A 21,655-nucleotide genomic window follows, 5' to 3' on the forward strand; every position below is an offset into this window, starting at 1 on the left:
ATTATCACTAACTTCTGAAGAGAGCCGATTGCATTCTGAAACTTACCTCGGCGGCTGGCCCTAACAGTTTCAGATAAACCACCAAGAATTAGAAATACCGAGAGCCTCGACAATTTTAAGATAACCCTATTATTTCTTAAATTGTCGTCCCAGCTGAGGTGCGCGCAGCGTGCAAAATAGCCCGACCCAGTGCCGGGCTATTTTGCAGAATTAAACCAATCTCAACAAAAAATCTCTCGCGCCCGACTCGGTGACACCACCTTTCGCCCTGTCTCTTCAGCTACAGCCGCAAGAGCCTCAATCAATTGACCATTCCCTGAAGTTCGCTCTCCTCCCGGCAAGTAAAAGGTATCTTCAACTCCTGTGCGCAAATGGCCGCCCAATTCTGCAGTCTTGCGATGCACCGGCCAGATTTCCTCACGGCCGATCACTGTGCTCTGCCATAAGCTGCCGGGCTTCATATATTTTGGAATAATTTCCAGCAAATCGGGATCGGCAGGCATACCTGAAGCCACTCCCATCACCAGGTTGTAGTTGGGCTTATCCACCATCCCTACATCCGCATACATTCCCACAGAGCGAACGATACCGATATCAAAGCACTCAAATTCCGGGCGGGTACCGGTCTCCCGACAAACTGCCAACAGCTCCTCTACCTTATCGACCGGATTATCAAATACCATGGGTGGCCAAGCCCAGGTGCCGTTGGATCGCGCCTTTAAATAGTTCAGGCTTCCCGCATTACAGGCGGCAATTTCCGGCTTACCGGCACGCACACAACTCAAGGGGCCTTGCTGATCCCGTCCGATAGTGCCAGTTGAAAAATTTAGAATAACGCCAGGGCATTTATCGCGAATTGCATTGGCAATTTCCAAGGCTATTTGCGGGTCCCAGGTGGGTAAATGGCCTTTGTTTTCCTCTTGCGCGCGGAAATGAACATGCATAACGGAAGCCCCCGCATCGTAGGCTTCACGGGCGGATTCCGCCATTTCCTTGGGGGTTACTGGGACCGGGTGCTGCTGGGGGTTGGTAAGCACTCCGGTTAGGGCGCAAGTAATCACCACTTCATCAGACATCGCTGGCTCTCCTGAATTATCTTTGTTAAGGCCGCTGTTTACAGGGCTATCCAGCGTTGAGCGCCGCTCCTACAACACCAACTGATCGTAAAAGGACCAGAGCGAGTGGAAGAGCTGATTCTGGATAGTGCATCGACAAAATACAGCACCAAGCGCTTGCTTGGTTATACGAGACTATCATAGGGCCCCCGCCAAGGCACCTTGTTTCCCCGGATTCATCTCGGCAGAATGCGAAAAACCCAATAAGGAAGTAAGTACCTCATGAGCGAGACTATCACTCCAACCATCGCCCCTTACGGCAGCTGGAAATCTGCAATCAACGCAGAACTTCTCGTGGAGGGCAGCGTTCGCCTGGCAGAAGCCAATTTAGTAGATGGCCGCTATTACTGGCTGGAGTCCCGCCCGTCTGAAAAAGGCAGGAATGTACTGGTGCAGTATTGTCCAAAGAATGGGCGCAGAGATCTCACCCCCGCCCCAATCGCCGTACGCACCAAAGCCCATGAATACGGAGGCGGCAGTTACCTTGTTCACGGTGACACCGCCTATTTCGTACTGGCAGAAGATCAGCGCATTTATCGCATGAAGCTCGACAATGCGATCCCCGAAGCAATCACCGCAGAAAATAGCTCCCGCTACGCCGATCTGATTATCGACCCTCTGAGAAATCGATTAATTTGTGTCGAGGAAGATGCCAGTGGCCACCAGCAGGGCGAGGAACCCCGTGCGCGCATTATCGCGGTAGACCTAAACAACCCACTGGCTAATTCACCGACAATCCTTCAGGAGGGGGCAGACTTTTATTCGAACCCAACCCTGAATCCGGCCGGTGATCGACTCGCATTTCTGCGCTGGCACCACCCTAACCTCCCCTGGGACGCGACAGAGCTCTGTATCGCCAAACTCGATCAGATGGGGGATATCAGTGAAGTCACCCAAGTAGCCGGCGGTGAGAATGAATCCGTCTTTCAGCCCCAGTGGTCTCCTGAGGGCGAACTCTGCTATGTCTCTGATCGCAACAACTGGTGGAACCTATATAGGCTGGGACAAAGCGAACCCTTGTGGAAAAAAGAAGCAGAATTCGCCACACCACAGTGGGTATTTGGAATGTCCACTTACGGCTTTATTAGCCCCACGGAAATCCTCTGTACTTACACCCAGAATGGCACTTGGCACCTTGGAAAGGTCGACATAAAAAGCGGAGAGCATCAAACTCTTCCCCAGCCTTATTGTGATATCGAAAGCCTGCACTGTGAAAATGGCAACGGGGTGATGATTGCCGCAGGTGCAGAGAGCTTTCCCGCTGTTATTAGCTTTAACCAAAAGACGGGTAAAACGGAACAGATTGCCAGTAGCAATAGCAGCTCGCTGCCAACCGATTTGTTCTCCATCGCTCAAGCCGTCACTTTCCAAGTGGATAATCGCGCAGTACACGGGTTTTATTACCCACCCCACAACCCCAACTTCCAAGCACCCAGTGGCGACAAGCCACCGCTGATTGTATTTAGTCATGGGGGCCCCACCGGCGCTACATCAGCAGGCCTCAGCCTAAAAGTTCAATACTGGACAAGCCGGGGATTTGCCATTCTGGACGTAAACTACTCCGGCAGTACCGGCTATGGCCGCAAGTATCGGGACCGCCTCGCCGATAAATGGGGCATCTACGACGTGGAAGATGTCTGCGCCGGTGCAGAATACCTCGTAGAAGATGGGCTCGCCGACCCCAACCGCCTGCTGATCAAAGGTGGTAGTGCCGGCGGTTACACAGTCCTGGCAGCGTTGACCTACCACGATACCTTTAAAGCAGGTGCCAGCCATTATGGAATCGGGGAGTTGAGCAGCCTCGCCAAAGACACCCACAAGTTTGAGTCCCGCTACCTGGATAAACTGGTAGGACCCTGGCCTTCCGCAGAAAAAATCTACCTTCAGCGCTCACCCATTAACGATGTGGAAAAGCTGAATTGCCCCGTAATTTTCTTCCAGGGCATGGAGGACAAGGTAGTACCACCCAACCAAGCCGAAACCATGGTGGATGCCCTGAGGGAGCGTGGCATTCCGGTGTCTTATATTACATTTGCCAATGAAGGGCATGGGTTCCGCAGTGGCGACAGCATCAAGTTGGCACTGGAGGGAGAGCTTGAATTCTACAGCCGCATATTTAATTTCCCGCTCGCGGAACCCGGCCCGGGAATTACCATCGAAAACCTATAATTAAATAATATTGCATTAAAAAGAGTTAAAAAAAATACTATGGGAAGATGGAGACCGCCGCGTCCACGCGGCTCCCGCTACATCACCGCAGAGGGCGCGCAGCGTATGCGCGCCGAAGTTAAGCACCTCTGGGAGGAGGAGCGCCCCCGGGTAACCCAGGCAGTTAGCGACGCCGCCAAGCTGGGAGATCGCTCGGAAAACGCAGACTATATCTACGGTAAAAAAAGACTGCGGGAAATCGACAGCCGCGTGCGCTTTCTAACCAAGCGCCTGGAAGAGATCACTGTTGTAGATCGAATACCAGACGATAAGGAAAAGGTTTTTTTTGGGGCCTGGGTAACGCTTGAAGATAATGAGGGAGAGAGCGTTTGCTACCGCATTGTAGGACCCGATGAATTCGATGTAAAAGCAGGCTTGATATCTATGGACTCCCCCGTTGCCCGTGCCTTATTAGGGCGCAAGCTCGATGATGAAGTGGATATCCGTCAGGGGGAAAAGTGGCAGGCTTTTTATATTACTGACATTCGTTACGAGGAATAGAGATCTTGGCGCTCTCAAACACTTAGTTTGGGAGTTCAATTTAGCGGCCGCGTAATTAAAAAGGCTTATTCCACAGGAATAAGCCTTCAAAACTAAACTGCAAAAATATTCTCAGAGATTATTATAATACTGAATCACACCAACAGTGCTTCCAGCAGAAAAAGCAGATTTAACCTGTTCGGAACTCATTCCAATTTTCAAATCTGCATTGTTCACGTTGAGCTCAACAAACAGGCTTCCCGCTTGGAAATAAGCATATTCCGCTCGACCACCGCCTCACTGAGATCAATAATAACTGCTATATAGTTTTGCCCCTCTTCATCAGAGATCGCAGTTTGAATATCACTTATCTCACCGGAAACATCACTTTCAAGTGTTTGCCGCTCTTGTAATACGGCCTGTAACTTATCTTCAACTTACTAGTTTTTTCTGCTAGTTGTCCAAAGCTCTGAGACAACATTTGTAAAGTGGACACATCAACAGTGATCGGGTCCATCTCGCCTGTTGATCCTGAACACTCTTTTGATCGGCAACAATTTTTGCAGTATCCAGTACAATAAAGGTTGATGCCATAACAGCCGCCGGCCCCATCACAAACCATTTCAACAAGCCCTCAGGAAAAGCCACGATAGAAGCAACAGTGCCCAAGGAGATAGCAGTGGCATCGGCAATATCCAGCGTAACGATGCCGACAGTCAGGGATTTTATATCTGCCTGTAAATTCTTGATATCCTGCTTTAGATCAGCAACTTTCTGCTCTTCAGCCTGGGAATCCTTTACAGAATTATCGAGATAGGTTGCTTCTTATAATGAATCGCAAGCAAAAATACATTTATATTCACATTACTGCTATCAAATCAAACCCTCTAGTTCAGTAAGCACCGATCAGAATCACTCAGCCTGGCAACTATCTCCGTCAAATGCTGCAATCAAATCCAAGGCACCCCCAACCTCTTTATATATGATTAGCTTCCGACTATAAGAACCCAGCAGCCATGAGCCGCAGGCCACCCAGTAAGTGACTTCTCTTGAGGTAACACAGAAGACACTTTGCGCATCAGATACACGCCAAAACAATCGTCCTTTGGAAAACCCCCTACTCTCGAGTCTCAAAACGCCAATATTATTCTGTTTAGCCCATTGAAGAATTTGCACCCTGAAAAACTCGGATCTAATCGGCATTAACAAATAGGGAACTGCACCCAATAGAGCCAATAAGGCCACTATTACATTGTTCCCCAGAGAGGGGCTAAACACATAGGCCAGCTTCCCCAAAGTTACCGATATTATTAATACAATAAATGGACGCATATTCACTGCCGCCGATTTCAGTTCCCTTTAGAAAGAATGGTAGATAAATATGCAGAGACAAGATTTAGCTACAGGGCGATCGAGTGATCCCGAGTTGGTTACCCGCGTTATAGCATATTGAGACTAACAGGTAGAGATTGGTCGCATTGAGGCCAAACTCGTTAGAGCTTGACCCGCAGAATGACTGCCTAACGATAGAGCAAATACACAATAAAGTACTGGAGCAATTTAGTTGCTCTCGATTAAACTCAGCATTTCTTTTGCAACCAGCGCAGAAGAAGGTAAAAACATTGTAGAAACAATACGCTGATCGGATATGACATCATGCTTATCTGCAACGTTATCCTTATTAATAATAATGGCTCCATTCTCTCGAAGGCGTTCCTCTACCAAGAACGGTAATAAAGTACCCTGCTTAGCCCAAGACTTCTCTTTTTCTGTGGAATCCGGGAAACCGGCAACCTTCTTGCCCTTTACCATATAATGGCCATCTTTCAGTTTCACATCAGCAAACGCACCTGCCCCATGGCCACAGCTGCCCACAACTCCCCCTTTCTGGTAAATCCCACCCATAATATTAGGGAGCCTCTGAATAACTCCGTGATACCTCTGGCATGCAGAGCGGTTCACAATCAAGGCGCGGCTTCGCAGGAATGTCTAGACCTTTCAAGAAGTCGCAACGCGGAGTGTGAATCGCTCTGCAAGCCCCGAAGGGCGGGCCTTGAAGGCCACAGCTGCTGTGTTGCAGCTCTTGCAAAGGGCTACGGCCATTCGCGGCGAGCTGCGCCTAACATCTGCAGCCTTCAAGACCCGCAGAGGCATTACGGAGTTATTCAGAGGCTCCTTAGCAGCTCACGATTGGATGCCACATCAAATAAGGTTCCATAGCCTCCACCGATATAAACAGCTGCATAATTCTCTATAACTACTTGCTCAGGCTTTAGTGAACTATTTGCCCGCTCTAAAAAACCTTCATGTTTGATGGTGTAACTACTAATCCCCAGTGGATCCATCATAAACGGGACCACTCCACCTTTTGGCGAAACAAAGTCCACGTCATACCCATGGGAAACAAAAATATGGTAAGGCGGAGCGTACTCCCACAAATTATTTCTTGCATCGTGCTTCTCCGGATCACCCATATCCTGAAGATTAGAAGCAACGATTAGTATCCGCTTAGTATCAGCTGCTTGTGAAGGTGTAATAAAGCCCATCACAAGAATTATCATAGAGCAGATAAGGCTACAGATTTTTACCATTTTTCCCATGTTCAACTTCCCCATTCGAATAACTTTGATACGAAATAGATAGATTACATGAGTAACGTACAACCTTGACATAAGATCGATAGTTTGCAGGAGAAAAGCGATATAGCGAGATCAAACTGCCACTGAAGTAACAACGCCAACATTTCTATAGCGCCAAGCCTACCACCACAAAGTTAACACCCTATTACCGAGCAGCTTTAATAGTTAGGGCAGTAACAACACCCCAAATCCAATTGAAAACCAATACCAGGACTGGTGTTAAGACTCCCAACTCAAATCCGGCAACACCCTTCCCAGCCATCACAGGGAAAACTACAAACAATTGAAATGCAGAGGGAAACAAACTAAGAAGAGCTCCCTTTAAAAGTAACTTTGATGACCAGAACGGAAGAATAAATAGCAGTCCCCACAAGCCACCCCAAACAATACGAGGATAAAGCCACTCAGGAGATAGAGGAGGGGAAATTGATACGCCAAAAGCGGCATTAATCCCCAACTGGCCAAATAGCCACACCGCAATACTGTTTGCCAAAGCACCAAGACTTCCGGCTGCGAAGAATATCAGTAGGTTTTTCATCTCCCTCTCCTAGAGTTGTAGGGCCACTGCAATATTTACTCGCGAATCAAACCACAATATAGAAGAACCATCGTCACTCAACGGAAAATAGCCTAACGCACGAATCACAGCCCCACCCGAGATGACAGAGTAACTTTTCTACTTTACCTACCCAATAATACAAAGCATAAACCAGATTTATCTTGAGTACGCCTGCGTACCAATTAGACACAGTAGAAACCCCAGAAAAATTAGATAAAGCACTAGCCCCTACTTCTCAAGAATGACTACTTAAAAAATATTTTCAATTTGAGAACCAGCAATATCCGCTGATCGTTTTTGCAACTAATCCCGAAAGAAAATAACTAGCTTCTCAATCGCCAAATTTATGTAATAGGCAAGTGGTACGCTTGTATTTATTTTATAAATCAATTAAAACCAAATAGGAACTAGTACTTATGAAAGTGCCATCAGCAGGAGTGCTGTACCCGATTTTATTAGGATTGGCGATCCAGTCAGCGACGTCTCAAGCCCAGTCCTTTGATGAGAGCGCCTATATTGACAGGCAGCTGCAATATATTGAGGAAGGAGTCACCTCTACCAACGATACTGCCGTCGTACTTCAGGCATACACCGGTGATGATCTCAACTGGGATGCGCTAAATAAGAACCTGGATGTACTCCGCAACGGCGGCAAGAAAAATTCTGACTTCACTCTCACCCGCCTAATCCGCATCTTATTCTTCCGCCCCGAAATAAAAGACGAACTCTTTGCCGCACTCGACGGCTATCACTTCTGGTTTAAAGAAGGCGGGACGGGTGACCATGTCTTTGCTTCAGAAAACCATATGATCATGTACACCTCTGCCCAATATCTCCTCCAGGAGAAATATGGGGCATTTGAGGACGACAGAACTTATAAGCGCTTAAAGCGCTATCTGGAAGTTAAGAACCAATATGGTTTCTATGAGTTCTACTCCCCTGTTTACTACCCCTATACCCTCTCGGCACTGCTAAACCTCGTAGACTTTGCAGAGGATGAGGAAATCCGTGAACTTGCAATCGGCGCTGCTCATCGCTTGCTGCAAGATATTTTATTGGTGACCAACGACCAGGGGATCAACTTCGCCGCAGCCGGGCGTAGTAATGACGGCTACCGCCGCAATGGGTCCGGAGGGAATATCAACCGGATTATCTACCTCCTGACAGGCCTGGGCAAAGAGTCAGTACGCACCCCCAGCCCCGCCGGCGTAATGCTCGCCACATCAGGTTTGGAAATCACCGATGAGGTTTTCGAGTATTTCGGTAAAGATCTCAACATAAATTATTCAGTCGGTCATTCGCTGGGAGATGCCAGAAACGAGATCTATGCAGACTTTCCCCGGGAAGAGCGCGTACCCTTCTATTGGAGCCAGGGAGCCTACTTCCACCCCGATGTCGCAGCGGATACCGCCTGGTTCGCCAGCAAATACCAACTCGAAGGATATGAGGGGCTCAAAGCATTTGACCAGTTCCTGGGACTATCAGAAGCAGCCGCCCCTGCGGCCGCCAAGGCGGGGGCTGTATTCAGCCGCAGCTCTGTCCTCTCCTCGGCCAACTTCTCCATGTACAAAGATGGCGGAGTCATGATGCACTCCATCCAGAATTATTGGGGAGGCCGCCAGGGCTACCAGCAAACCCCCTGGATAGCCACCACCGGTTCCCAATCTATCTGGGCAAAAGTCGGTGACGGCAATAGCACCATGCAAAACGACCACCTGCCGAAAATAAAGCAGGTAAACAATGTCGCAGTGATCCAATACAACCCCTACCCGGAGATAGAACTGTTTCACTCCGGTGGCTCCGATGTCGCACTACAGTGGCCCGAAGAGTTCGAGGAGGAGTCCCGCAGCGGTAACTGGAAGTTTGGTAAGGAAGATGATGGATACGTAGCCGTCCGCTACCCCTGTGGCAATGGTGACTCCAACACTGTGACCTGCGATTGGAACGAGCAGACCTGGGTCGTCATCATGGGAAGTGAAGAGCGCTACGGCAGCTTTGATGCTTTTAGACAGAAAGTACTCAATGAGGTCAGTTACGATGCCGACTGGGAATGGCACGGCTCCTTCTGGAAAGGCACCTTAAAGTATGTGTACGATTCAGATGTAAAGTTTGATGGAACCGATATCAGCTTAACTTGGTAGCACCTAATTAAGCTCACGGGAAGGGGATACCCCCTTCCCTGCCTCCCTGCGCCCTCAACCAAATTATCCTCCACAGACCACCAATCCAGCCTCTCTCCATCTATGTTTAGTTGACAGAGTCAACCAACATCAATAAAGTTGACACTATCAACCAGTTAGCATGGCGCCATGAAAGATACCGCAATCAATGAATCCCTCCACCAGCTTATTCACGCCTACAAACGGCGCTTGCGAGCTGGCATACAGGAGCAGCAAATTGGCTTGCCGGTGAGCCATATACGGGTACTCAAAGGTGTCTTCAAATTTCCACTGAGTACTGCCCGGTCAATTGCCCAGCGGATGAATTTGGACAAAGCCCAAGTAACACGAGTGCTAAACGACTTGGTGCACTCAGGGTTAATCGAAAAGACCGACAACCCCAATGACCGGCGCAGCCAGTTTTTGACACTAACTACAGACGGAATAAGCACGCTGGAAAAAGTAAGCGGACAAGAAGCTGAAGTGGCCAGGCAAATGACTCGCAACTTGAGTACTGAAGAGCTAGAAAACTTCGCCCGAATTGCCAGCGTTATGGTCGCCAATATGAAAGAACACTCCACCCCTGACGAAAGGAGCTAAACCCTATGGCCGAGAAAGTTACCAGAGAATTGGTCGTTATTCGCAGGACACAAATTACTGAAAATATGCTGCGCATCACCCTCGGTGGCGATGATCTAAAAACTCTCGCCCCCAACCAGGAAAGCGCCTATATCAAATTTCTGTTTCCACAAGCTGGAAGCGAGCGTCCGCTATTGCGAAGCTATACCATCAGACACCAGCGTGAAACTGAAATTGATATCGACTTCGCCCTGCATGAACACGAAGGGCCCGCTCTAAGCTGGGCACTTAAAACACAGCCTGGCGATACGATTTTAACCCGCGGCCCCGGCCCCAAAAAAATGACCAATCCCGAGGCAGACTGGTTTTTACTATTGGGGGACATGACTGCACTGCCAGCCATCAGCGTAAACCTTGCGGAGCTACCCAAGGATGCAAAGGGCTACGCATTAATTGAGGTCTCCAGTGAAGCTGATATTCAAGAGCTGGAACACCCAGAGAACCTGCAAATCCAATGGATTATCAATCCGGCTCCATCCGGCGAGAAACTCCTGGAAAAATTACGGGCACTAACCTGGCTCGATGGACAGGCCTCCGTATGGGCCGCCTGTGAATTCGACAGCATGCGCACCCTACGGCAATTCTTTAAGCAGGAAAGAGTAATCCCCAAAACCCATATTTATATCTCCAGTTACTGGAAAATCGGGCAGTCGGACGAAGGCCACAAACTCGCCAAGCGTATGGACAATGAAAAGATGGAAGGACAGGGATAACTTATAGATAGGCGGGAAGAGAAAGCCTTCTGATTATAGGCTTTCCCTACTCAACAGAAACAGGCCTATCTAACCGGTACCAATAATTAGACAAAAAACCCCGGGCATCGGGCTTAGAAATCTGCCTGGTAATTTCCGGGGCACCCGACCTACAGCGCCATTCATACATAGAGGCACGGCCAGCCACTACCGCAGGAACGGTCCCGGAACTTTGATTATCTTTACAATATGAAAGCATCGCACCACTCGGCTCCCGACTGGTGTCAGCTTTCTCATCACAGGGGAGATTAGCCCCAACAAAGCAGGCATAGACACTTCCATCCATACATCGCCAATAGGTCCCCCTCGCAATCCAATCTGCAGGCGCTTCCGCACCGAGATTGGCCGCTCTTCTGATACCATCAACGATTTCCTTTGGCATAGCTTGTCCGGCAAAACGCTGAACTGGGTTATCATCGTTTACCACCGCCGCACGGTAGTCGAAAGGACTAGTGAGGACGCTTACCTCTCCCACTTTTTTATCTATAGAGTTAGCGTAATTTATTGCAGCAAAGAAGAATACAAAACCTAAAACTGTTGCACCCAAGTTTTTCTGCATAAACACTATCCTCTAACAAAAAACAAACAACCATCGAGATGAAAGTTCAATACACCATTAATATTAGAAGCATCCACTTTAGTTTGATCACCCCCCTTAAGACCGAACAAAAAGTAGTTACACATAACCTGCTTTTTCAAACTGACAGTAAAAAAACCACTACCACAAATCAACCAATAAATCCAAAAGCGATACCCGAATAAAATTTAAAAAGAAAAAATGGGGACGCCTAAAAAAAACAATCTAGAAAAAGACAGAAAAACTGATATATTTCTTAAAAATTCGAACCGGAGACTTCCATTGAGCCAAGATCTGCCACCCTCTGCCAAAGGTGTACCCAACTTAGAACTGCCCCAATGGATTAATTGCCAAGAACGCTTGCCCGAGCAGTCCGATGCGACCGCTCGCGGTTACGTCCGAGTCATTTGGAAATCCACCAACAGCTCTAATGGTGTTATTACGCGCACCTGGGAAGTTGGCATGGACCACTATGAAAATGCCCACAATTATCTGGGCTGGATGCCTATCTCAATCATTGTCGAATCTACCGAAACCCATTAAAGCGAACAGTTCAGTTCTGACAGGTATGAACTCTTCGACAGCTGCTGATATTGCACAGCACACCAGTAGCAGCTACAAACCCTTCACCCTAAAAAGGGGCAACCAAACAGGTCAGCCCCCTCCAAGCCAGATTCTATCTCACTGATTGACCCCGCCTATCACTGAACAGCAAACAGCCAATCCAACTCCTCAAGCTTTCAACAGCCTCCCATTGACTACAATCATACTGCGCCTGCCGATATCCAACTGAGAGAATCTGGCTAAGGCTCCGCAAGAATCATCCTGCATTTCACTGTTCAATCTTATCGACGCCAAAATGTTAGCAAGCTTGCCATCACCCAATTCTTGCGAAGTGGTCTCAGATACTATGACGAGCGGCCTGACTCTCGGCAGGATACTTGCCTTTTTGATTGCATTTCTCAGTTCAAATCTCCCATCAATGCAGTGAATAGTGTTCAGCCATGACCCAAATTGTTGAAAACGTCAATGCCAAGCAATCACCCTCTTTCTCCTTAGATAACCTGCTAAAAAGCGACCTCTTTGAGCGTGAAAATAGCTATCTCGATTCGAAGTATTTCGGAATGAAAGGAGAAATTAATCAGCTGTTGATTACTGAAACAGCCAAAGATATGGGAATGCAGGTCGATTATTACTCCAAAGATTTATACAAGATTACATATCAAGAAAAATATGTACTCTTTTGCGGAAACTCTGCACTGGTATCTGAGGCCTATCGTGCTTGCGCTCAACAGAAGCATCTGACGAAAGACTTGCTTGCTAGGAATGGTGTCCCCGTGGCAACAGGTCGGGTCTTCGACGATATCAAAGCTGCAACAGACTATTTCTCAACACTTCACTACCCTGTGGTCATCAAGCCAGTTACAGGTAGTCATGGCCGAGGTATTACTACGGGGATTACATCGGTCGATGCATTGCAAGATGCCTGGAAAACCGCCAGCGCCAAATCAAATAAAATAATCATCGAGCGCCATATCAGTGGCTGCGACTTGAGAGTGAATGTTATCGGGGGATGCGCGGTGTCTGCTTGCCTGAGAATTGCTCCCAACGTCATTGGAGATGGAACGCATAACATCAACGAACTAATCTCGGAGAAAAAAAACAATAAAAGTAAACGCAACCCAAAGTATCGTGTGGACTCGGACTACATACTCAGAACAGAACTGCTGGATGTGAATGGTATTTCCCGTGAATATGTGCCTGCTGAAGGAGAACGCATCTGGTTGGCGGGCGTAGCAAATATTTCTGCGGGAGGAGAAAGTATTCAGTTATTGGACAGACTCGACACTGAGGTCATTCAGGTTGCAGAGCGTGCAGCCAGTGCATTTCCTGGGATTTACTATGTTGGAGTGGATATTATTGTCCCTGACAACTCCTCCGAGACAGCCAGCTCTCCCTATGTGATCGAAGTCAATACGAACTCTGCAACCTCAACACCAGTTTTTCCTGATTTTGGTAAACCGATCGACCTCCCAAGGCTACTTCTGGAATATCTATTCAGCGCCTCCGGGCCAGCCCGCACCATTCAGCACGCCGAGAAAGGCCAGTATTGTCCTGGGCCCCACTCTATCAGACTAGCGGCACCATGGAACTATCCATTCTACACACCAAGATTCCGAAACCGACAAAACGCGCTGATCAGCTTGGCTGCATATAAATACGATTTGAAGCCCTACAACATCAGCACCAGTATCTCTGGTGTCGTATACGGCGACAAACATGTCTTGTTTCATCAATCGACCCCCGATCTTGTGCCTCAAGTAGCGCGTCGTGCCTGCCTAAACCGTGTATTACGAAACAAGAGACTAAACGAAGCAGGGATCAATACGAGCTTGACTTCATCCACTCATGATCCTGGTAAAGTGCCTTCTCGGCTCCGAAAATTTCGTGCCCTTACCATTGGCGGACAGGTTGTTGCCGCATTGGAAAGAGGGATAGAACCAATCCGCAATTATGAAAGTAATAACATTGAGACACACCAGCAGCGCTTCGGAGAATTTTTTCGCGACGTCAGTGAAATATTGCATGCAGATTTCGCATCAATTGCGACCCAATCTGTAGAGGCGCTATTTAATCCACTAATTGCGGGAGTCGACATAGTCGCAGAAGACATTAGTCGGCCATTACCCTCTCAGTACTGGATGGTAAGCCAAATCACATGTAGCCCCTCGCTAGATTGGCATTACTTTCCCACTTATGGTGTTGGGCGCGATGTCGCCTCGGCATTGCTACTGCAACTCTTTCCCAGGTTGGAACAAACCATAGTTCAGTTGCAGCACTGGAGAATCAGGGTCAAAGGAAAAGTTCAAGGTATTGGATATCGAAAGTGGGTTCAACGTTCAGCATTTAGCAAGGGCATCGTCGGAAAGGTATTGAATAGACCTGACAAAAGCGTAGAGATATGGGCGCAGGGCTCTCATACCGCCCTTGCCGCGTTACTTGACCAATGTGCATATGGCCCACATGAAAAGCCAAGCTTCGATATCGATCTGGAACCTCTCCCCATTACCGAATATCAAGGCTTTCGGGTTGATCACTCAAGTTCTGCCGCACATCCTGGAACTTCGTTGAAAGAGTGAAGTTCCAATGACCGTCAGCCACTACTCAATACAATGAAGCAGGCGTATGTATCCGCCACAGACCGACGCTATGTCGCGTAGCCTCGCCGTATTGAGGGCTTCTTTTCCGGGACTCAAATCAACCGGGGAGACCGTCATCACCTGGCTTCTCAGAAAATCATCACAACCCTCAACGCCCCCCTTGTTCCTGTAGCAGCAGTAGAAAGCTTGAACGCCGTGTATTTCTTTCACTCTCCGCTTTTAGTAACAGCCCGCTTCCTGCCTGAAAAAACCTCTCAGAAAATGCAATAAATAAATACCCGCCGCTCAAGCGAAGCTGTTTACCTAAGGGTTTCGAAGCTGCTAAATCACTGAGAAAAGCTGACAGAAATTCTATCCCACAAGCCAGAATTATTTGATAAACGCGCCAAGGCGAAAAACTATAAAAATCAATCCAACTAACCCACGCTATTTGGTAGTTCTAATCGGCCTTATATTTACTAACCACTACCAAAAGGCACCAACCACCTGTAGCAATCCCCGCCCTTTTAGTCGAGGAGGATTTTAAACCACAGCCCTTTGCTTTAAGATCGCTTGAAACAACTGATTAGGAGGTTTTTATCAAGCCGAGTGGCCAGCTCTATTAATTAACCCAGCCTTTTAGTGAATAGAAATATAATTAGCCACAAAGCTACAATCTCACTTTTTGCAGTAATAGCCGCCATTGGATAGACTACAGCCGGCGAATGGAAAATAAATAGGCCAGCACAATGTAGGTCTTTGCTGGAAAGTGCTAAGCGCATCTAAAACATCTTTTCATTCAAAAGGCTGCGCATACTTTTTGCCTGAAAACTGTCAACAAAATGTAACCAAAACTCCAACTGGATTATTTACTAGCTTTCAAATGAATTCACTTTAAGCCTTAAAATTTTGACACCCCTGAGTATCAGAAAACCCTAAGGAGGTTTATCATGGAAATGAACTTTAAAGATAGAGGATTTCTCTCAACGTGGCATTTAAATATGGTCACCTTTGATAGAGAAGATAACCTGTGGTGCGTTGGAACTTCAAATAATATCGGAAAGTGGAATTCAAGAACTTTTGGCCTCGTTGACAAAAAAGAGTACAACCAATCCTGGGATTCCAAAATGATTGCATTTGACAAGTCAAATGCAATGTGGGGTGTTGGGACTAAAGGTAATCTTGCCAAGTGGAATACCACCACTGGAGCCTGGGAGGAACCAGACATTGAAAAGCCCTGGGACCTAAAAATGATTGCCTTCGATAACACTGGGGAAATGTGGTGTGTTGGCACTGAGGGCAATGTAGGCAAGTGGAACCCAATTGACAACAAGTGGGATGATCAGGGGGATCTTGGCGGCTGGAAACTGGATTGGATTGCCTTTAGACCCGGTGACCCAAGAGGTGATATCTACTGCGTGGGAACCAAGGGAAACCTGGGACTCTACGACCCCAAATTTCCAAATGACACTTTCCATATCGCATCGAATTTTGAATGTAAAAGTCTCTATTTTCATGAAATATTTGGATTCTGCGTCGGTACTGAAGGCAATATGGGTGTCTCAATTTAATAGGCAATAACTATATCTGCTGAATACTATTCATTATTTTCAAGCTATTTTGTTGCCCCACCCAAAAAGTGCTCCTCTGGACCTTTTTGGGTGGGGCGCGGCACTTATCAGGTAAATAGTCCAACAACTAGATACTCCCCTGACCAAACTATTTCCCAGCCAATAAATGAAGCTCTCAGTGGGTTTCAATGGCTGGACAAGTGGACCTCCCATTTCGCAATGAAGGGAAGCCGTTCTCGTAAAGGACATCGTCCTCCTGAACGACTCACCCCCAGTCTCCATCAGGTAAGCACCACGCCATTGCATCGACCATGCCAGTAAGCACGAATCCTGCTATATCTCCAAACACAGCCACAGCGAGATATCTCGTCGTTTAATGAGTCAAGTAGTATTCAAGCGGGAAAGTAAATAAAGACGACTAGATGCTATGACGAATTTGATCTTGGGTGATACCCTGGCTTTTTCACCAACCTGCACATAAGTTATCTAAAGTAGATCGCTGTCACACTACGGAAAGCCGACATGCAAAAATCGCCATGGGTTGAAAACGCCATCGCAAAAGCGGATGCACACTGGCAGGCATCCAAGTCCACCATTGAAGGCAAAGTCTTCAGTGATGTACAAGACAACCAGGGCCGTCAGTATGTCGATATTGTGATGGAAGGTGGCGGTATGCTTGGGATTGCCCTGGTGGGATATACCTATATTCTGGAAAGGGCGGGAATTCGGTTTCGCAAAATTGCAGGAACCTCAGCGGGCGCCATTAACGCACTCTTCTTGGCGGCGGCCGGTACACCGAGCACTGGCAAGAGCGAAAAGCTCTTGGGTATCCTGGCCAATGCGGACTTTGCCAGTTTTGAAGATGGCGAGCGCTATGCCCGCAAAACGGTACAGCGCCTGCTCAAGGGCAAAGGCTTGATGAGCAGTTTAGCACTGCACCCCTTCGATTCTATCCGCACCTTGCGGCACCTGCTCAGACATAAGGGGCTAAATCCGGGAGATACCTTTACCCAGTGGTTACAAACGGAGTTGAAACAGCTGGGCATTACCAACACCGCACAGCTCAACCAGAGAATTAACCAGTTCCCACAGCTTCTGTACCGCGGCACACCCGATCACTTGATAGGTAGCGGCGAGGTTGCCCTGGTGGCAGCGGATATCACTACCGAGACCCGCGCGGTATTTCCAGCCAAGGCGCCGCTCTACTTCGATAATCCGAGCGCAGTAAATCCGGCAGAATTCGTGCGTGCCTCCATGTCGGTACCCGGTTTCTTTAAGCCCTACACCGTAAAGGGCATCCCCCAATTAAGTGAATGCAATACTGTCGCCGAGAATTGGCGCAGCATTAAAGGCATCGGTGATCCCAAACGTTTTTTCCGCGCTGGCTTTCCCAAAGATATTGAATTTGTTGACGGCGGCCTTGTCTCCAACTTCCCTTTCGATATCTTCCATAAACCCATAGGCACCCCCAAATTGCCAACCTTTGGGATCAAGTTGGAAGTGGACCTGTACCAGCCAAAATCAGATAAGGTAGGAAGGTTTGCGATGGGGCTGATCAGCACTTGTCGCAATATGCTCGACAACCATGTGCGCGCGAGCTTGAACGCGGAATACCATGCGCTGGTAAAAGAAATCCCCATTAACCCCACCGATACCGGAGAAAACCCGCACTGGCTGGATTTTTCCATGCCGGACCACCACTGCGAACACCTGTTCTTATCTGGCGTCAATGCAGCAATTGAGTTTTTGAATCAGGGATTCCACTGGGAGGATTACTTGGTATTGCGCCAGCCGGACTCCTTCTATACCGGGGAAAAGCTGGCTTAAATGCAGGCCCGAAGCGATAGTCGCAACGGGCCCAGCGCTCTTATTTAGAAAGAGCGACGACGGTAAGAGCGGTAATCTGCACGCCAGAAGTTGCGCTCTAGCAAACGCTCTAAATGCTCACGGCTCACCTTGGGCGCAACGCCATCCAATTGCGCCTGGGCAGCCACTGCCCTGGCAATATGCATGCTCACCTCGCGAATATCATTCAGGTGTGGCAATAAGGCGCCCTCGCCATCTTTCACCACCGGCGCCTGCTCTGCCAGGGCGTTGGATGCTGCCATCAACATACTATCAGTCACTTTCGAAGCACCGGAAGCAATCACGCCGAGGCCAATACCCGGGAATATATAGACATTGTTACACTGCGCTACCGCATAGTGATGGCCATCGATTTCTACCGCTGCAAAGGGGCTGCCGGTAGCCACCAAAGCCTCGCCCTTGGTCCAGCTGAATATCTCAGTTGGAGTCGCTTCAGCCCGAGAAGTGGGGTTTGACAGCGGCATCACCAAAGGACGGCGGTGCCCCTTATGTAATGCTTCGATTACTGGCTGGGTAAACAGGCCACCCTGCCCCGACACACCAATCAGGATGCTGGGCTCAACATTGCCGATCAATGTCTCAAGGTTCCAGCTGGACACTCCATCGTACTTGCTCGGGTCTTGGGCCAGAGCTGCCTGGAAGTCGTGCAGGCCTTTCATATCGGAAGTCACAAGCCCGTAGCGATCGAACATAAAGATCTGTTCACGAGCCTCAGCATCGGATAGACCGGCCTGCACTTTTGCACTAACGATTTGCTCGGCAATACCACACCCGGCTGAGCCGGCACCCACTATCGTCACCTTCTGCGCGGCGAGGGTTTCTTGCCAGGTCTTACAGGCAGCCAGGATAGTGCCCAGTGCTACAGAAGCCGTGCCCTGAATATCATCATTAAAACAGCACAGGCGGTCGCGATAGCGCTCTAACAACGGCGTGGCATTGGTTTGGGCAAAATCCTCAAACTGAACCAATACCTTGGGCCAGCGACGTTTTACCGCTTCAATAAATTGCTCCAGGAATTCATCGTACTCTTCCTGGGAAATCCGCTCATGGCGCCACCCCATATACATGGGATCATTCAGCAAAGTGCGGTTGTTGGTGCCAACATCCAAGGTGACAGGCAAGGTATAAGCCGGGCTGATACCACCACAGGCGGTATACAGAGAGAGCTTACCAATAGGGATACCCATGCCGCCGATACCCTGATCACCTAACCCGAGTATCCGCTCGCCATCGGTCACCACAATGACTTTGACGTTCTCTTTAGTGGCGCTGCGCAGAATATCGTCGATATATTCCCGGTCCGGATAGGAGACAAATAATCCCCGGTGGTTGCGATAAATACTGGAAAACTCTTCACAAGCTGCACCTACAGTTGGGGTGTAGATAATCGGCAGCATCTCTTCCGTATGATGTTCGATCAGATAGAAGAATAACGTCTCGTTGTCGTCCTGGATTCCCCTCAGGTAGATATGTTTTTCCAAGCCAGTCTTACACTGCTGGAATTGGAGGTAAGCGCGCTTGGCCTGCTCCTCAATCGTCTCAACGGTATTCGGCAGAAGACCGACCAAATTAAACTCGAGACGCTCTTCCAAGCTAAATGCGCTGCCTTTATTGAGCAGTGGTATTTCCAGTAGGGAGGGGCCTGCATGGGGGATGTAAAGTGGACGCTTTTCGTTGTTACTCATATGCCTGCTTTTGCCTATCGCCCGAAGCGATGATTATTGCGTAGCCATATTTCAATATGACTGAATTAGCCAACCATGTTCTTGAAGTTGCATAAATGTGCTAACTCAACTGGAGCCGAAGACTATCTATTGTGCCGATAGATAACAAGGCCCCCAGTGTGGCCCCATTCGCGAATAAACAGAGTCGCTCAACTATGCTAGCTGTAATTTATCTTCTCTTCGCAACGAATTCTTTTAAGTTAAAAAGCGATCCGACACATTCAGGAAATGGAGCCGCCATCGATGCACAAGAGCAAAGCTGGATTAACCCTGTTCCTCTTTATTCTTGTGCTCGGCCTTTATACTTGCAGTAAAAAGTCCGACGGAGATAAAAATACAAATTCAAACGCCCGACAGACAGAGGGCGCCACTCCAGAAAAACAAAGGCCGCTCACGGCGATGGCACCGGAGATAGAAGCGGAGCTGGAAGCCCAACGGGACAGCGATAAACGCATCGCTCGCAATGTCTATTTTGGCGATACACATGTCCATACTGGCTGGTCGGTAGATGCGGGGTTGGATGGCGCAATTCTTACTCCCGATGACGCCTATCGATTTGCCCTGGGAGAAACTGTTACCTCCAACAGCGGGCTGAAAGCCAAGCTCAGCCGCCCTTACGACTGGTTCATGATCACCGATCATTCAGACGGTATGGGAGTTATCAGCGAGATCGTCGATGGCAATCCGGAAATGATGTCCAATGCCACCTTGAAAAAATGGCACGAGGCATTAATTTCAGGCAGCGAAGAAGCGACCAATGAAGCAAAAAGTGAAGTCATCGTGCTTCAATCAGAAGGCAAACTGCCTGAGCAGGTAATGGACCCCAAATGGATGAAATCCGCCTGGGAAAAAACCGTTGAAGCCGCAGAGAAATATTACAAACCCGGAGAGTTTTCTACCTTTATTGCCTTTGAGTGGACAGTTAACGCCGATGGTGGCGACAACCTGCACCGCAATATTATTTTTCGTGATGGCGCAAACCGCACTAAGACCCTGCTTCCCCTGACCACCTTTGATACCGAGAACCCGGTAAAACTCTGGGAGTGGATGAAAGCCTACGAAGACAAAACCGGCGGCCGGGTGCTCGCCATCCCCCACAACGGCAATATGTCTAATGGCCGTATGTTTATCGAGCGTCAGTTTGATGGCTCCGAACTCACCCCGGAGTGGGCACAAATGCGCGCCCGCTATGAACCCCTTTATGAGCTGGTGCAGGTAAAGGGACAAAGTGAGTCCCACCCTGCCCTCTCCCCGGAAGATGAATTTGCCAACTGGGATCTGTGGGATAGAGGCAACCTGATCTTAAAGCCCAAGCCCCCCGGTGCCCTGCAATACGAGTACTGGAGGGAGGCACTGAAGTCTGGCCTACGCCTGGAGGAGAAGCTGGGCACCAACCCTTTCGTGCTAGGCGCAAACGCAGCCACCGACACCCATACCGGGCTTTCAACACCAGACCAGGACAACTTTTTTGGCAAGTTCAAGACCCTGGAACCCAGCAACAAGGAGCGCTGGGCATTTCCCCTGCTCAAGGGGGTTGGTGGAGAGTACTTCGGCTGGGAACAAGCTGCCTCAGGCGTTACGGGAGTCTGGGCCAACGAGAATACCCGGGAGGCAATATGGGATGCGATGTACCGCAAGGAGACTTTCGCCACCACAGGCCCCCGGATCTCAGTTCGCTTCTTTGGAGGCTATGACTATAACGATGAGGATATTCACGGTGATCTGGTCGCCAATGGCTATAAAAAAGGCGTGCCAATGGGCGGGAAGCTACCTCAAGCCAGTGAGGGACAGGCACCGACATTCCTTATCGCAGCACTGAAAGACCCTGAGGGCGCCAACCTGGACCGTATCCAAATCATCAAGGGCTGGTTGGATAGCAGCGGACTCACCCGGGAGAAGATCTTTAATGTGAAGTGGTCTGGAAGCCGTAAGCTGGATACCGAGGGAAAACTACCCCCAGTTGGGACTACTGTGGATATGAAGACGGCGGAATACACCAACTCCATCGGCTCCCCTCAGCTAATCGCGGTATTCAAAGATCCCGACTTTAACCCCAAGGAAAGAGCCGTCTACTACCTGCGCGCCCTGGAGATACCCACACCTCGATGGACTCTATTTGACAAGGTACGCTTCGGTATTGAAATGGATGAAAAAGTACCCCTTACCCAGCAGGGGCGAGCATTCAGCTCGCCAATTTGGTATTCACCCTAGAGTCAAATAGCCCGT

16 protein-coding genes are annotated in these 21,655 nt (G+C 48.8%); 10 read left to right on the forward strand and 6 right to left on the reverse strand.

Translation table 11 applies throughout. From position 1 onward, the window contains the following. Positions 1-221 precede the first annotated feature (221 nt). Positions 222-1,076 carry a beta-keto acid cleavage family enzyme gene (locus tag ACJJI1_RS21865; protein WP_444958009.1) on the reverse strand — a complete coding sequence of 285 codons (855 nt, stop codon included), beginning with the start codon at positions 1,074-1,076 and terminating at the stop codon, positions 222-224. Between the two features lie 261 nt (positions 1,077-1,337). Here ACJJI1_RS21865 and ACJJI1_RS21870 point away from each other — a divergent pair, with 261 nt between their 5' ends. Both ACJJI1_RS21870 and greB read left to right on the forward strand, forming a co-directional pair. Then, on the forward strand, positions 1,338-3,284 hold the full coding sequence (locus tag ACJJI1_RS21870; protein WP_444958010.1) for a S9 family peptidase: 1,947 nt from the start codon (positions 1,338-1,340) through the stop codon (positions 3,282-3,284). A gap of 39 nt (positions 3,285-3,323) precedes the next feature. Continuing rightward, entirely contained in the window at positions 3,324-3,824 is a 501-nt protein-coding gene (greB, locus tag ACJJI1_RS21875; protein ID WP_444958011.1) for a transcription elongation factor GreB, read from the forward strand. A gap of 1,539 nt (positions 3,825-5,363) precedes the next feature. Here the strand turns inward: greB and ACJJI1_RS21880 are convergent. From ACJJI1_RS21880 to ACJJI1_RS21890, 3 genes are all read right to left on the reverse strand, one after another. Beyond that, the gene (locus ACJJI1_RS21880; protein ID WP_444958012.1) at positions 5,364-5,708 is read right to left on the reverse strand and encodes a type 1 glutamine amidotransferase family protein; all 345 of its coding nucleotides are present in this window, start codon (positions 5,706-5,708) and stop codon (positions 5,364-5,366) included. A 260-nt stretch (positions 5,709-5,968) separates the two neighbouring features. After that, entirely contained in the window at positions 5,969-6,403 is a 435-nt protein-coding gene (locus tag ACJJI1_RS21885; RefSeq protein WP_444958013.1) for a type 1 glutamine amidotransferase family protein, read from the reverse strand. A 184-nt stretch (positions 6,404-6,587) separates the two neighbouring features. Further along, positions 6,588-6,980 carry a hypothetical protein gene (locus ACJJI1_RS21890; protein WP_444958014.1) on the reverse strand — a complete coding sequence of 131 codons (393 nt, stop codon included), beginning with the start codon at positions 6,978-6,980 and terminating at the stop codon, positions 6,588-6,590. A gap of 437 nt (positions 6,981-7,417) precedes the next feature. On the opposite strand from ACJJI1_RS21890, the gene ACJJI1_RS21895 reads away from it, so the two are divergent. The 3 genes from ACJJI1_RS21895 to ACJJI1_RS21905 all read left to right on the forward strand — a co-directional run bounded on the left by ACJJI1_RS21895 (position 7,418) and on the right by ACJJI1_RS21905 (position 10,512). Then, a complete protein-coding gene (locus ACJJI1_RS21895) occupies positions 7,418-9,142 on the forward strand; it encodes a hypothetical protein (protein WP_444958015.1) in 1,725 nt (574 codons plus the stop codon). A 168-nt stretch (positions 9,143-9,310) separates the two neighbouring features. Continuing rightward, on the forward strand, positions 9,311-9,760 hold the full coding sequence (locus ACJJI1_RS21900; protein ID WP_444958016.1) for a MarR family winged helix-turn-helix transcriptional regulator: 450 nt from the start codon (positions 9,311-9,313) through the stop codon (positions 9,758-9,760). 5 nt (positions 9,761-9,765) lie between these two features. Further along, a complete protein-coding gene (locus ACJJI1_RS21905; RefSeq protein WP_444958017.1) occupies positions 9,766-10,512 on the forward strand; it encodes a siderophore-interacting protein in 747 nt (248 codons plus the stop codon). 46 nt (positions 10,513-10,558) lie between these two features. Here ACJJI1_RS21905 and ACJJI1_RS21910 read toward each other — a convergent pair whose 3' ends face one another. Next, a complete protein-coding gene (locus tag ACJJI1_RS21910) occupies positions 10,559-11,110 on the reverse strand; it encodes a hypothetical protein (RefSeq protein WP_444958018.1) in 552 nt (183 codons plus the stop codon). A 300-nt stretch (positions 11,111-11,410) separates the two neighbouring features. Here ACJJI1_RS21910 and ACJJI1_RS21915 point away from each other — a divergent pair, with 300 nt between their 5' ends. The 4 genes from ACJJI1_RS21915 to ACJJI1_RS21930 all read left to right on the forward strand — a co-directional run bounded on the left by ACJJI1_RS21915 (position 11,411) and on the right by ACJJI1_RS21930 (position 17,666). Then, a complete protein-coding gene (locus ACJJI1_RS21915; RefSeq protein ID WP_444958019.1) occupies positions 11,411-11,671 on the forward strand; it encodes a hypothetical protein in 261 nt (86 codons plus the stop codon). Positions 11,672-12,132: 461 nt separating this feature from the next. Beyond that, positions 12,133-14,268 (forward strand): acylphosphatase, encoded by a 2,136-nt coding sequence (locus tag ACJJI1_RS21920; protein ID WP_444958020.1) that lies wholly within the window; start codon positions 12,133-12,135, stop codon positions 14,266-14,268. Positions 14,269-15,218: 950 nt separating this feature from the next. Then, positions 15,219-15,839 carry a hypothetical protein gene (locus tag ACJJI1_RS21925; RefSeq protein ID WP_444958021.1) on the forward strand — a complete coding sequence of 207 codons (621 nt, stop codon included), beginning with the start codon at positions 15,219-15,221 and terminating at the stop codon, positions 15,837-15,839. Between the two features lie 522 nt (positions 15,840-16,361). Next, positions 16,362-17,666 carry a patatin-like phospholipase family protein gene (locus tag ACJJI1_RS21930; protein ID WP_444958022.1) on the forward strand — a complete coding sequence of 435 codons (1,305 nt, stop codon included), beginning with the start codon at positions 16,362-16,364 and terminating at the stop codon, positions 17,664-17,666. A 44-nt stretch (positions 17,667-17,710) separates the two neighbouring features. On the opposite strand, the gene ACJJI1_RS21935 is transcribed toward ACJJI1_RS21930, so the two are convergent. After that, complete coding sequence (locus ACJJI1_RS21935) at positions 17,711-19,390, reverse strand: NAD-dependent malic enzyme (protein ID WP_282932344.1); 1,680 nt, start codon at positions 19,388-19,390, stop codon at positions 17,711-17,713. 282 nt (positions 19,391-19,672) lie between these two features. Here ACJJI1_RS21935 and ACJJI1_RS21940 point away from each other — a divergent pair, with 282 nt between their 5' ends. Then, positions 19,673-21,640, forward strand: coding sequence for a DUF3604 domain-containing protein (locus tag ACJJI1_RS21940; RefSeq protein WP_444958023.1), 1,968 nt, complete (start codon positions 19,673-19,675; stop codon positions 21,638-21,640). The last annotated feature ends 15 nt before the right edge of the window (positions 21,641-21,655 follow it).

It is taken from the genome of Microbulbifer maximicatervae (SeqCode) (assembly GCF_052467065.1).